We start from the raw sequence: 12,866 nt of genomic DNA, 5'->3' as shown, positions 1-12,866 counted from the left end.
CGGCACATTGGCGATAGGCTCGTGTGAAAGACCAACGGGTTACCGGGTGCTTCGCCGCGCCCGGAACCACGACCAGGGAGCGCACCCCCATGAGCGAAAACGCAACAACCGAAGCCGTCCGCCTCGCGGCAGGCGACGCCGCACCGGAGTTCACCCTTCCGGACGCGAACGGCGAGAGCCTGTCGCTGGCCTCGCTGCGCGGCAAGAAGACCATCGTCTACTTCTACCCGGCGGCATCCACCCCGGGCTGCACCAAGCAGGCCTGCGACTTCCGCGATTCCCTGGGATCCCTGAAGTCCGCCGGCTACCAGGTCGTCGGCATCTCCCCCGACGCCCCTGCCAAGCTTGCCAAGTTCGCCGCCAAGGAGGAGCTCGGCTTCCCCCTGCTTTCCGACGAGGACCACGCCGTTGCCGCGGCGTACGGCGCCTGGGGCGAGAAGAAGAACTACGGCCGCGTCTACGAGGGCCTGATCCGTTCGACCTTCGCCATCGGCGAGGACGGAAACATCGAGGTGGCGCAGTACAACGTGCGCGCCACGGGGCACGTCGCGAAACTCCGCCGTGATCTGGGACTCGATCCGAAGTAACATTCGCCTGCAGCCCCCAAGTGGACAAAGAGGCCGCCGGAATCCGCTACACTGATTCATGCTGAACCACGAAAGCGGTTGCGGCCTTGCGAGCGTGGCGAAATTGGCAGACGCGCTGGATTTAGGTTCCAGTGTCTTCGGACGTGGGGGTTCAAGTCCCCCCGCTCGCACAAACCGCCGAAGGGCAATCCATTCCCCCAGGCACCCGAACGAGGCCCCCGGATATTTCCGGGGGCCTCGTTCGTTAGTACAGTGCAGGGGTCCGTGCGTTGCGGGCCCAACCCACGTGAAGGAGTCCCCCAGGTGCCCACGCCGCCGCCAGTTCCCGTTTCGGCAGCAGCCTCCCGCCGCGCTTTCCTTGCCGGAGGACTAGGGGTCGCCGCGCTGGCACTCACCGCCTGCGTCCCCGAGCGGACCCCGGGCCCGACGGCCTCCCCCACGGGAACCACCGCACCCGCGGCCAAGACCTTCCGGCTGGGCACCGCAGCCAACCCCGCAACCCTTGATCCGGCGGTCTCCGGGGACAACGAGGCCTTCCGCATCACCCGGCAGATCTACGAGGGCCTGATCGGGGTCGACGGCGAAACCGGCGCCCCGATCCCCCTGCTGGCGACCGACTGGATCTCCAGCCCCGACCGCCTGCAGCACACCTTCATCCTGCGCCGCGGCGTGAAGTTCCATGACGGGACCGAGTTCAACGCCGAGGCCGTCGTCATCAACTTCCAGCGTTGGGCGGCGCTTCCGAAGGATGCCAAGGCCGACTCGGACCAAGGGTTCAACCAGGTCTTCCGGTACAGCGACTCGATTCCCAAGCTGCCCGACTCGATCCCCGCGCCGAAGCCCGTCAAGGGGCCGGACGGCCAGGACGTTGTCGACCCGCAGGCGGAGGCCGCCCACCAGTCCGAGGTGCAACGCCTTGAGGCCCTGCGCGCGCAGCTGAAGTCCAACCCGTTCACCGGGGCCAGCACCGGGGGCAGCGCCAGCTACTTCGGTTCGATCAAGACCGCCGGCACCCACACCGTCGTGCTGACGCTGCGCCGCCCCATCACCGGGCTCATCGAGGCGCTGACACTGCCGGGACTGGTCATCGCCTCCCCCAAGGCGCTGGCCGGGGAAGCCACCGAACCGGGGCACTCCTCATCGGTTTCCAGCCACCCGGTGGGCACCGGCCCCTACGCCTTTGCCTCATGGAAGGACCAGACCGTCGAAGTGACCCGCTTCGAGGGCTACTGGGATGCCGCGGCCGCCGCCGCAAACACCGAGGCACCGACCCGGGTGGCCTTCCGCGAAACCAGCACGCCCGCCAAGCGGCTGGGCGACCTGCGTCGCGGAGACATCGACGGATTCGACATGGTCACCGTCTCGGGCCTGCGCGAGCTTGTCCGCGAGGGCAAGCTGATCGTGCAGCGCGACCCGTTCTCCGTGTCCTACCTGGGCATGAACCAGCAGAACAAGTGGCTCGCGAAACCCGGCTTCCGCCAGGCCGTCGCACATGCCATCGACCGGCAGCGCCTCATCGACGCCTTCTACATCTCGGGGACCAAGGAAGCGCGCAGCTTCCTTCCCGCCTCGCTGGGCGTCAAGCCCTCCGACACCTATTTCGCCCCGGACCTGCAACGGTCCAAGGACTTGCTGGCCGAGGCCGGCTACGACGGATCCCCCATCCCGTTCCTGTACCCGCTGAACATCTCCCGCGCCTACCTGCCGCTGCCCGAGCTCATCTATGCGGAGATCTCCCGCCAGCTGGCGACAGCGGGCATCGTCGTCGAACCGATCCCCGTGGACTGGACGGAAGGCTACGTCGGCCGGGTGCGCTCGGGCACCACCCCCGGGCTGCACCTGCTGGGCTTCAACGGCGGCTACAGGGATCCCGACGACTTCCTGGGCGGGATCTTCTCCGAGACCACCAAGCAGTTCGGCTACAGTTCCCCGGTCCTGCAGGCGCAGATCCTGCTCGCCCGTTCGATTCCCGGCGGGGAGGAGCGCGTGAATGCGTACCAGGACATTTCCCGCACGCTGGCCTCGGAGCTGCCGGCGCTGCCCCTGGTGTTCCCCATTTCCGCGTTGGCATTCAACGACACCGTGAAGAACTACCCGTCCTCGCCGGTGCTGGACGAGGTTTTCTCGGACGTGAAACTAAACAGCAAGTGACGAAGTAGTCAAGACCCCAATTTCTTGGAGTCGGAAGCACCGCGCTATTCTTGGCTGGAGTCTAGAAGAACTTTCAACGGAGATAGCCTGTGCCTTCTGCAGCCACCAGTCAATCATTTGACGTCGTTCTCATCGGCGCCGGTGTCATGAGCGCAACGCTCGGAACCCTGATCAAGCAGCTGGAGCCGGGGTGGAGCATCGGGCTGTTCGAGAACCTGGACCAGGCGGGCCTCGAATCCTCGTCGCCCTGGAACAACGCCGGCACCGGCCACTCGGCCCTGTGCGAGCTGAACTACACGGCCGCGGCGGCCGACGGATCCATCGACCCGACCAAGGCCATCGGCATCAACGAGCAGTTCCAGGTCTCGCGCCAGTTCTACTCCCACCTGGTGCAGAACAAGCACGTCGGCGATGCCTCGAGCTTCATCAACGCGCTGCCTCACATGAGCTTCGTCATCGGCGACGACCACTCGGACTACCTCAAGACCCGCTACGAGGCCCTCAAGCCCCACACGCTGTTCAACGAGATCGAGCACACCGAGGACCTGTCCACCATCGAGTCCTGGACCCCGCTGGTCGCCAAGGGCCGCGACGGTTCGCAGCGCGTTGCCGCATCCCGCGTCACCTCCGGCACCGACGTCGACTTCGGCTCGCTGACTCGCCAGATGACCGAAAACCTTGCCGCCAACGGCGTCGAGGTCAACTACGGCCACAAGGTCAAGGGCATCAAGCGCGACGGCGCCGGCTGGTCCCTGACGGTCAAGGACAACGCGACGAACGCCAAGCGCACCGTCAACGCGAAATTCGTCTTCGTTGGCGCCGGCGGCGGCGCACTGGGCCTGCTGCAGAAAGCGGGCATCGAGGAGATCAAGGGCTTCGGCGGCTTCCCCGTCTCCGGCCAGTTCCTGCGCTGCACCGATGAAACCGTCATCGACCAGCACCACGCCAAGGTCTACGGCCAGGCCTCGGTCGGCGCCCCGCCGATGAGCGTCCCGCACCTTGACACCCGCTTTGTCGACGGCAAGCGTTCGCTGATGTTCGGCCCGTACGCCGGCTTCTCCACGAACTTCCTGAAGTCGTCCTCGCTGTGGGACCTGCCGCTGTCGATCCGCCCGCACAACATCATCCCGATGCTGGCCGTGGGCAAGGACAACATGTCCCTCACCGCCTACCTGATCAAGGAGGTGCTCAAGTCGCGTGCGAAGAAGGACGATTCGCTGCGCGAGTACTTCCCGGAGGCCAACGGCGAGAAGTGGGAACTGATCACCGCCGGGCAGCGCGTCCAGGTCATCAAGAAGGACGCCAAGAAGGGCGGCGCCCTGCAGTTCGGCACCGAGGTCATCACCTCCGCCGACGGCACCATCTCCGGCCTGCTCGGTGCCTCCCCGGGCGCCTCGACGGCCACCCCGATCATGATCGGACTGCTGGGCCGCTGCTTCCCGAAGCAGTTCTCCGGCTGGGAGTCCAAGCTCAAGGAGATCATTCCCTCCTACGGCGTGAAGCTCAATGAGAATCCGTCGCTGTACGCAGAGGTCCGCGCGGAGACCGACAAGGTCCTGAAGCTGGCATAGCCCCGCGGCCGGTTGAGTCCCGGCCGGCGAACATGTTCCACCGGCGAATGCCCGGTTCACTTGCACGTCCCCCACGGGGGCGGGCGGTGGACCGGGCATCCGTGTTTCCACGCCCTTGACACACCCCGGAACCCGTGTCCCGGGGACAGCCGAAACCTTGGAGAAACCTTGTGACTAGGGCAAATGCAGCCCGGCACACCTTTACACCCCGGCCGCAGCCGCGGCATACTGGGCCTCACCACGGAGGCGGGATCCACGTACTTGGGGGGGAATCGCATTCCCCGGATCCGCCGTCCGCGGGGACAGGCTCGGCACCACAGGGGGAACAAGATCATGCTTGCGGTTTGGGGAAAACAGCACAAGGCACGCCACCGGTTCCACGGGGCGGATCCCGCCGAGCCGGGCCCAGGGGAAGAACGGCTGCTCTCGCGGCGCACCCTGGGCATCACTCTGGGAACCTCACTGGTGGTGGGTTCCGGCGGCATCACCGCGCTGGCGATGGCTTTCGCGGCCGCCGGCCCTCCCGGGACCACCACCGTGGGCACCTCCTTCGGCAAGGCCAGGATCTCGCGGGCCGAACGCCAATCAAGGCTCCCCTCCGACTCCGCCTCGTCAACCACACATGCCGGGCACGGAACTTCCGGCGGCAGGTCCTCGCAGCCGGTGAACATGACCTACGGCGACCACGTACTGGTCCAGCTCGAGGTCTTCAACGAAAGCGACAAGGACCAGATGTTCTCCCCGGGGCAGCTTCGACTGCGGGGAAACAGCCAGCCGTGGCTGGTCGTCAACCGGTGGAACGACCTGCTGCCGGGCCTGCTCGCACCGGGCGAAAGCGTACGGGCCAACATCAGTTTCCTCGTCCCGTCCGACGCGACGGCCTTCACCGCGCTCTTCGAGGACATTGGCAGCCCGGGTGAGGCACCCGTCGAACTGCCGCTGCCCTCCGTTTCATGGCGCCCCGGGTTCCTGGAGGCCAACCATGTCTGAGTCCCGGATTCCCGCCACCCGGGGCGAGCGCCCCGGGGAACAGTCCCCGGGGGCAACGTCCGCCGAGACGAAGCCCGGCATCCTCGACCGGGCCGGTGCCCTGAGGCTCGGCGCCGCCGCCGGGTTCGGCGTGTTGGCGGCCATGGCCTCCGTCGCCCGGCCCGCCCAGGCCGCCCCCGTCTCGGCTCGCAGCCGCGTCGCCGCGGCCGCAGCCACCCCGCTGCCCGGGGTGCTGGACCTCTACATCAACGAGGGCTACGCCCGGATGGTCGACGACTCGCTCGTCTACCAGCGCGGCTTCGGCGACAAGCCCACGGACCTGCGCGACACCCGCCCGTCCCTGCGCATTGCACCGAGGATCTTCACCCGCGGCGGCGACGTTGTCGAATCGCGGACCTATCCGCTGGGTGCTGCGCTTCCCCCCGAAGGAACACCGCTGCCCGCCGGGCCCGACCCGGCGAACCCCGGCCAATTCCTGATCCGGCGCAACCACTGGGCCAGCTATTTCCCGCAGCGCACCATCATCGCCGAAACCGGGTCGACCATCAGGATCCGCGTCTTCAACCGCCTGGCGAAAACCCACGAGCTGACCTTCGCGCAGGCCGCGCACGGCCGGCAGGACGTCTCGACCGGGCCGATCCCCCCGGGCGGGGAGGGCTACCTCCAGTTCCCCGCCCCCTACGCCGGGACCTACATCTACCACGATCCGACAAACGCCCCGGTGCAGCGGGCCCTGGGCCTCTTCGGCAGCCTCGTGGTGCTCAACCCCGACGACGCCTGGCGGGTGGCACCGGGACAGGCAGGTTTCGAGCGGCAGTGGCTGTGGGTCACCCACGCGGTGGACACCGTCTGGGCCGGCATCGAGGCCGCCGGGGGAAACGTCGACCCGACGTCGGACCCCGCGGTGCCACGCTACTTCCTGCTCAACGACCGCAGCGGCTACGAGGCACTGGGCCACTCGCCGGACCGTGCGATCAACCGTGCGGCGCACGAGGAATCCCTGGTCTCCGGCTACCCGCGGCAGATCGACATCCGCGAGTTCGGCGAGGACCTCGCCCTCGGAACGATCAGGGCCGGCCAGATGGTCCGGATGGTCAACCCCGGGATCGCCAACCACCAGATCCACTTCCACGGCAACCACCTGTGGACGGTGCGCCGCAACAACGTCGAGTGGCCGCGCGAGTTCGGGCATGTCGATGACCGGGGGCACGTGGTGCTCCAGCAGTGGGAGGACGTCGTCGAGCTCTCGCCCATGGACCGCAAGGACTGCATGATCCCGATGAAGCGGCCGCCCGACGCCACGGACCAGGTGTGGAACAACAGGGCCGAGGACTGGAAGTACCCCATGCACTGCCACGCGGAGATGTCGCAGACCGCGGCCGGCGGGCTCTACCCCGGCGGGCTGGTTGCCCACTGGGAACTCAAATCAGCGGTGAGCGGAGGCTAGGACCATGAACACGCCATTCTGGGGATCGCTCGGAGCCGCAGCACCCGGCGGCAGCCGCGACATGGCCCGGGACAAGCCAAAGAAGAAGCGCCGGCCCAAGGCCACCGCCACGAAGCCCAAGCCCAAGCCCAAGCCCAAGCCAACGGCAAAGCCCAAGCCAAAGCCCACACCCAAGCCGACACCAAAACCAACGCCAAAGCCGCCACCAAAGCCAACACCGAAACCCACGTCGACCCCGACGTCTTCCCCGTCAACCAGTGCCGCGCCAACCACTGCAGCGCCAACCAGTGCCGCATCGACGAGCGCGGCCCCGACCACGGGCCCGGCACCGACCACCGCCGCGACGCAGTCCACGGCATCGACCTCCCCCTCGCCGCGCCCCACCGTCGCGCCGCCCTCGCCCACGGGCGATGACGACGACCATGAGCCGCGGGACTACGATTCCCAGGCGGACTTCGCCTCGCACCAGATGCAGCAGGACGCCCCGGAAACGCAGTTCCGCCAGGACCCGCAGCTCGCCGTGGACCTGGACGTCGCCAACAAGCGGCTGCTCTTCCCGGACGGGGCGGAGTTCGAGATGTGGGTCTTCCACTCCCCCGAATCGGGCCGCGGGTTCCCCGGGCCCACGCTGCGGCCCCGCGAACGGGACATCTTCCACGCCCGGGTCGAGCCGAGCATGGGCCCGCACACCATCCACTGGCACGGCATGGAACCGGACCCGCGCAACGACGGGGTGGGGCACACCTCCTTCGAGATCGACGACCACTACACCTACCAGTGGCAGCCCGAACCCGGGCGGGTGCGCGACCCCAACTACGGGGCGGCGGGCACCTACTTCTACCACTGCCACGTCAATACGCCCCTGCACGCGCAGATGGGGCTGCTCGGACCGCTGGTCATCGATCCCGTGGTGCTGCCGGACTTCCCGGTGGGCCCGGGCAACCGCCGGGCCTTCGCCGACGGGCCCGAGTACGACATCGCCACCGAGTCGCTGATCATGATGTACTCGGTCGACGCCCGCTGGCACGATCTGGGCCACGCCGCCGGCCTCTCCGGCGAGGACGTGGGGCTCAACCGCTTCGAGCCCCAACACTTCTACATCACCGGCGGCCTGCTGGACGCGCGCCGCGAACGCGAGGGCGCCGTGTGGGCGCCCACGCAGCTGCCGGTCAACGTGGCCGGCGGCGGGAAGGCCCCGACGCTGATGCGGCTGCTCGATGGCAACTACCTGCCCAACCGCGTCTCGTTCCACACCGCGGACGGAACCCCCGCCCGCATCGCGGAGCTCATCGCGCACGACGGGCGTCCCTACCGGCACACGGCCCACCCGGGCGCCCCGGCCATCCCGACGAGCATGCACGAGGACCCGCGTGCCCACCTCTTCACCGACGTGGTGGCGATGGGCGCCGCCGAGCGCTACGACGTGCTGCTGCACCCGCCGACGGCCGGGGACTACATCCTGCGCATCGAGTGGAACGACTGGATCACCGGGGCCAGGTTGGCCAGGCGGGAACTCCGGCTCGTGGCCGGCTGAGGCAGGCCCGCGACAGCATCCCGCCGATGCCTTGAAAGGGCACCGGCGGGATGCTTTGCTTGGCATGGATGCCCGTGCCACCGGCGGCAGGGCGCGAGAATCCGGCAAGGAAGCGGCAATGCTCGGCCACGGCTACGTGATCGCCCTGAAGCGGGCCAAGAGCGGTGTCCTCGGGCCCCGCGGCGAGCGGATCGGCACGCTGGGCAGCATCTTCATGGACCTGGCCACCGGGGACGCGGACTTCGTCACGGTGCGGCTGGGGCCCTTCGGCGCCCGGGAGTGCTTCGTCTCCCTCGCCGGCGCCCGGATCGAGCACGGACACCTGCACGTCGCCTTCGGGAAGGAACGGATCCGGCGCGCCCCGCCCCTGGACCCGGCCGGCCCGCTGAGCGACGAGGGCAAGGCGCTGCTCGAGCGCCACTACGCGCCGGGTCCCTGCGCCCCTTGAACCGGGCCGCGCACGGTGCTTAGCTGGGAATGGATGCCCGCCGGCACGAACGCCCCCCGCTGCGGCACGGCCGGCAGAACACACATCCGGTGAGGACACCGCCATGCTTGGCCGCGAGGAACTGCGCCCGCTGCTGGAAGACCATGCCCCCGTCGTCGGCCCGACCGGGGAGCGGATCGGCACCGCCGGCCACCTGCTCATCGACGCCAGGACCGGGGAACCGGGATTCGTCACCGTGGACACCGGCCTCTTCGGCACGGCCCACAGCATCGCCCCGCTCGCCGGCGCCGGCATCGTCCGCGGCGTGCTCCACCTTGCCTACGACAAGGACACCGTGCGGCATGCCCCGAACATCGACCCCGTCGCGGAGCTGGGTCTCCCCGACGAGGACCGGCTCTTCGCGTACTACGGGATGGAACCCGGGCCGCGGCACGGTGCCCACGCTGCGGATGCCCCTGCGGCCCACGCGGGCCGCAGCTCCGGTTTCGAGACCGAGGAGCGGGTCATCGCCGTGGACGACGCCCAGGGCCGCCCGCTGCTGCGCAAGTACGTGGTGACGGCCACCGAAGCCGCGCCGGAGGGCACCGGCGGCACGGCGCGGCGGCATGCACGGAACCCGCGGCACGAGGCACCGCCGGAGCCCCGAACCGGGCCCTGACGCCCGCCGGTTCCCCCTGGGGCGTGCCGGGTCGATAGAGTGGTGGGAGCGCACAACCACACACCACGAATTCACAAGGATGGCAGATGCATCGGCTGGCCGCACTCTCCCTGGGCAACCGCGCCCTGATCGCGTTGATCACCGTGTTCGTCGCGGTCTTCGGCGTGATCACCATGGGGCAACTCAAGCAGGAACTGATCCCCTCGCTGGAGTTCCCGCGGATCTCGGTCGTCGCCTCCCAGCCCGGTGCCTCCCCGGAGGTCATCGACAAGCAGGTCGCCCAGCCGCTGGAGGGAGCGCTGCAGGCCGTGGAGGGCCTCGAGTCCTCCACCTCGACCTCGCAGACCGGCTTCACCACCGTCTCGCTGTCCTTCGCCTACGGCACCGACCTCGACCGCGCGCGCGCCCAGGTGGACAAGGCCATCTCCAACGCCAAGGCCACGCTGCCGCAGGACGTCGAGCCTTCGGCCTTCGCCGGCTCCATCTCCGACTTCCCGATCGTCTACCTGGCGGTGGCCGGCGACGGTGACCTGAACACGCTGCGCGCCGACGTCGAGCGCCTGGTGCTGCCCAAACTCTCCAAGGTGGAGGGCGTGCGCACCGCGGAGGTCTCCGGCGGCACCTCCCAGCACATCGCCGTGCTGCCCGACGCCAAGAAACTCGCCGCCGAGAAGCTCACCGTCAACGACCTGAAGGACGCCATCGAGGAGGGCTCCGGCCTGATGCCGGTGGGCCGGCTGGAGACCGGCGGGCTCGACCTGCCTGTGACAAGCGGCTCCCCCGTCGACTCGCTCAAGGCCGTGAAGGACCTGCCGCTCAAGGGCTCCTCCGGCGTGGTCAAGGTCTCCGAGCTGGCCACGGTGAAGATGCAGGACGACGCCGCAACCTCCGTGACGCGCACCAACGGCGTCGAGACCCTCGCGGTCTCCGTGACGAAGAAGCCCGACGGGGACACCGTGGGCATCTCCCACGCCGTGAACGCCATGCTCCCGGAGCTCGCCGCGCAGCTGGGCGACGGCGCCACGTTCACCACGGTCTTCGACCAGGCCCCGTTCATCGAGCAATCCATCCACGACCTCACCGTCGAGGGCCTGCTGGGCCTGGGCTTCGCCGTCGTCGTCATCCTCATCTTCCTCTTCTCCGTGCGCTCCACGCTTGTCACGGCGATCTCCATCCCGCTCTCCCTGCTTGTCACGTTCATCGGGCTGCGCGTCGGCGGCTACTCGCTGAACATGCTGACTCTGGGCGCGCTGACCATCTCGATCGGCCGCGTGGTCGACGACTCGATCGTCGTCATCGAGAACATCAAGCGCCACCTGGCCTACGGCGAGGACAAGAAGACAGCGATCACCACCGCGGTGCGCGAGGTCGCCACCGCGGTCACGGCCGCGACGCTCACCACCGTGGCGGTGTTCCTCCCGGTGGCGCTGGTCGGCGGCATGGCCGGGGAGCTCTTCCGCCCCTTCGCGCTCACCGTGACCATTGCGCTGCTGGCCTCGCTGCTGGTGTCCCTGACGATCGTCCCGGTGCTGGCGTACTGGTTCCTGGGGCAATCCCAGCCCGGCGCCGTGGACCGCGATGCGGCCCGCGCGGCGGCCGAGGCCAAGGAACGCAACTCCTGGCTGCAGCGCGGCTACGCGCCGGTGCTGCGCGGCACCCAGCGCCACCCGGTCATCACGCTGCTGGCCTCCGTGGCGATCCTGGCCGGCACCGTGGCCATGGTCCCGCTGGTTCCCACCAACCTGCTCGGCGGCACCGGCCAGAACACCTTCTCCGCCACGCAGTCCCTGCCGGCCGGCTCCTCGCTTGAGACAACGCTGAAGGCCGCCGAACCCGTCGAGAAGGTGCTGCGCGAGGTCCCCGGGGTGCAGGACGTGCAGATGACCGTGGGCACGCCCTCGGGCAGTTTCGCCTCCTTCCTGGCCGGAGGCTCGGACACCGCGAGCTTCACCGTGATGACCGACGCCAAGGCCGACCAGCAGACCATCATGGACGCGGCCCGCACGGCCGTCGAACCGCTGGCCAAGGACGCCGTGATCACGATCTCCGGATCCGAGGGCGGCATGGGCGGCACCAGCGACGTGACCCTCCAGGTCGGCGCGCCCACCCCCGAACTGCTCACCGAGGCCACCGACGCCACGGTGAAGGCGATGGCCGGCATCCCCGGCGCCACGGGGGTCGTGGACAACCTCTCCGAGGCCCGCCCGCAGGTCTCCGTCACGGTGGACCGTGTGAAGGCCGCCAAGGCCGGGCTTTCCGAGGCGCAGATCGGCGCGCTTGCCGCCGGCACCATCTCCCCCATCCCCGCCGGCACGGTGCGCGTGGGCTACACCGACTACCCGGTGCGCATCGGCGAGGGCACGGACCTGACGTCGCTGAACCAGCTGCGCGACCTGGCGCTGCCGACCCCCGGAGGCCCGGTGAAGCTGGGCGAGGTGGCAACCGTGGAACGCACCGAGTCCCCCGCCACCATCACCTCCTCTAACGGCGACCGCATTGCGACGGTGTCCATCACCCCGGGCGAGAACGACCTGGGCTCCGTCTCCGCGGAGGTCTCCAAGCGGCTGGACGCGCTGGAACTGCCGGCGGGCACCACCGCCGAGCTCGGCGGCGCCGCCACCCAGCAGGCCGAGTCCTTCGCCCAGCTGTACCTGGCGCTGTTGGCCGCCGTCGCCATCGTCTACGTGGTCATGGTTGCCACGTTCAAGTCGTTGGTGCAGCCGCTGATCCTGCTGGTTTCCGTGCCGTTCGCCGCCACCGGCGCGATTGGCCTGCTGCTGCTCACCGGCGTCCCGCTGGGGCTGCCCTCGCTGATCGGCATGCTGATGCTGGTGGGCATCGTCGTCACCAACGCGATCGTGCTGATCGACCTGATCAACCAGTACCGGCTCGCGGCCCCGGGCCGTGCGGCGATGGGCCTGCAGGAGGCCATCCACCACGGCGCCCGGCAGCGCCTGCGCCCGATCCTGATGACGGCGGCCGCCACGATCTTCGCCCTGGTCCCGATGGCGCTGGGGCTCACCGGCGGCGGCGGGTTCATCTCCCAGCCGCTGGCCGTGGTGGTCATCGGCGGCCTTGTCTCCTCAACGGCGCTGACCCTGGTCCTTGTCCCGGTGCTCTACCGCCTGGTGGAGGGCGCCAAGGAACGCCGCGAGGCGCGCCGGGCGGACAAGCGCCGCACCCCCGGCGGCCCTGCCACCTCCACCAGCGACCTGATCAAGGCGATGGACCAGGCCACCAAGGTCCCGGTCTACGGGTCCTCGGGCACCAAGGCCGACACCAACAGCATGGGCGCGGTTCCGCCGCCGGTCAGCGCCACCGGCGCCTACCCGCCGGGCACGCTGATCAACCCGGCGACCGGATCGATCCCGCTGACCCGCCGCGAACGCAAGGAAGTCGAGGAGGGGCAGCACGGGCCGCTGGCCTGAGCGCCCGCACGCAAGGGCCGCACCGCCTCCCCGGGGTGCGGCCCTTGCCGTT

9 protein-coding genes and 1 tRNA gene are annotated in these 12,866 nt (G+C 69.2%); all 10 read left to right on the top strand.

The window, feature by feature from the left end:
• The first annotated feature begins 89 nt into the window (after nucleotides 1-89).
• Nucleotides 90-587, top strand: coding sequence for a thioredoxin-dependent thiol peroxidase (bcp, locus tag ACSYDW_RS08035; RefSeq protein WP_438338204.1), 498 nt, complete (start codon nucleotides 90-92; stop codon nucleotides 585-587).
• An 88-nt stretch (nucleotides 588-675) separates the two neighbouring features.
• Nucleotides 676-757, top strand: a tRNA-Leu gene (locus tag ACSYDW_RS08030).
• 133 nt (nucleotides 758-890) lie between these two features.
• On the top strand, nucleotides 891-2,738 hold the full coding sequence (locus ACSYDW_RS08025; protein WP_438338203.1) for an ABC transporter substrate-binding protein: 1,848 nt from the start codon (nucleotides 891-893) through the stop codon (nucleotides 2,736-2,738).
• Between the two features lie 89 nt (nucleotides 2,739-2,827).
• Complete coding sequence (locus tag ACSYDW_RS08020) at nucleotides 2,828-4,309, top strand: malate:quinone oxidoreductase (protein WP_438338202.1); 1,482 nt, start codon at nucleotides 2,828-2,830, stop codon at nucleotides 4,307-4,309.
• Between the two features lie 333 nt (nucleotides 4,310-4,642).
• Nucleotides 4,643-5,299 (top strand): DUF4352 domain-containing protein, encoded by a 657-nt coding sequence (locus ACSYDW_RS08015; RefSeq protein ID WP_438338201.1) that lies wholly within the window; start codon nucleotides 4,643-4,645, stop codon nucleotides 5,297-5,299.
• Nucleotides 5,292-6,746, top strand: a complete 1,455-nt coding sequence (locus ACSYDW_RS08010; RefSeq protein ID WP_438338200.1) for a multicopper oxidase domain-containing protein — start codon at nucleotides 5,292-5,294, stop codon at nucleotides 6,744-6,746. Before ACSYDW_RS08015 ends, ACSYDW_RS08010 begins: the two co-directional genes overlap by 8 nt.
• A gap of 4 nt (nucleotides 6,747-6,750) precedes the next feature.
• A complete protein-coding gene (locus tag ACSYDW_RS08005; RefSeq protein WP_438338199.1) occupies nucleotides 6,751-8,280 on the top strand; it encodes a multicopper oxidase domain-containing protein in 1,530 nt (509 codons plus the stop codon).
• A 64-nt stretch (nucleotides 8,281-8,344) separates the two neighbouring features.
• The gene (locus ACSYDW_RS08000) at nucleotides 8,345-8,728 is read left to right on the top strand and encodes a PRC-barrel domain-containing protein (protein ID WP_438338198.1); all 384 of its coding nucleotides are present in this window, start codon (nucleotides 8,345-8,347) and stop codon (nucleotides 8,726-8,728) included.
• Nucleotides 8,729-8,831: 103 nt separating this feature from the next.
• Nucleotides 8,832-9,386 carry a PRC-barrel domain-containing protein gene (locus tag ACSYDW_RS07995; RefSeq protein WP_438338197.1) on the top strand — a complete coding sequence of 185 codons (555 nt, stop codon included), beginning with the start codon at nucleotides 8,832-8,834 and terminating at the stop codon, nucleotides 9,384-9,386.
• Nucleotides 9,387-9,472: 86 nt separating this feature from the next.
• Nucleotides 9,473-12,814 carry an efflux RND transporter permease subunit gene (locus ACSYDW_RS07990; RefSeq protein WP_438338196.1) on the top strand — a complete coding sequence of 1,114 codons (3,342 nt, stop codon included), beginning with the start codon at nucleotides 9,473-9,475 and terminating at the stop codon, nucleotides 12,812-12,814.
• Nucleotides 12,815-12,866 lie beyond the last annotated feature (52 nt).

Origin of the sequence: Paeniglutamicibacter selenitireducens, assembly GCF_051550675.1 — a bacterium.
Taxonomy (GTDB): domain Bacteria; phylum Actinomycetota; class Actinomycetes; order Actinomycetales; family Micrococcaceae; genus Paeniglutamicibacter.
The sequence above is the reverse complement of the archived record's forward strand: the minus strand, read 5'-3'. Positions and strand labels throughout refer to the sequence as shown.

Coding starts and splice junctions, on each gene's coding strand:
- bcp (WP_438338204.1), top strand. CDS start 90: ATGAGCGAAAACGCAACAACCGAAGCCGTCCGCCTCGCGGCAGGCGAC.
- ACSYDW_RS08015 (WP_438338201.1), top strand. CDS start 4,643: ATGCTTGCGGTTTGGGGAAAACAGCACAAGGCACGCCACCGGTTCCAC.
- ACSYDW_RS08010 (WP_438338200.1), top strand. CDS start 5,292: ATGTCTGAGTCCCGGATTCCCGCCACCCGGGGCGAGCGCCCCGGGGAA.
- ACSYDW_RS08005 (WP_438338199.1), top strand. CDS start 6,751: ATGAACACGCCATTCTGGGGATCGCTCGGAGCCGCAGCACCCGGCGGC.
- ACSYDW_RS08000 (WP_438338198.1), top strand. CDS start 8,345: ATGGATGCCCGTGCCACCGGCGGCAGGGCGCGAGAATCCGGCAAGGAA.
- ACSYDW_RS07995 (WP_438338197.1), top strand. CDS start 8,832: ATGCTTGGCCGCGAGGAACTGCGCCCGCTGCTGGAAGACCATGCCCCC.
- ACSYDW_RS07990 (WP_438338196.1), top strand. CDS start 9,473: ATGCATCGGCTGGCCGCACTCTCCCTGGGCAACCGCGCCCTGATCGCG.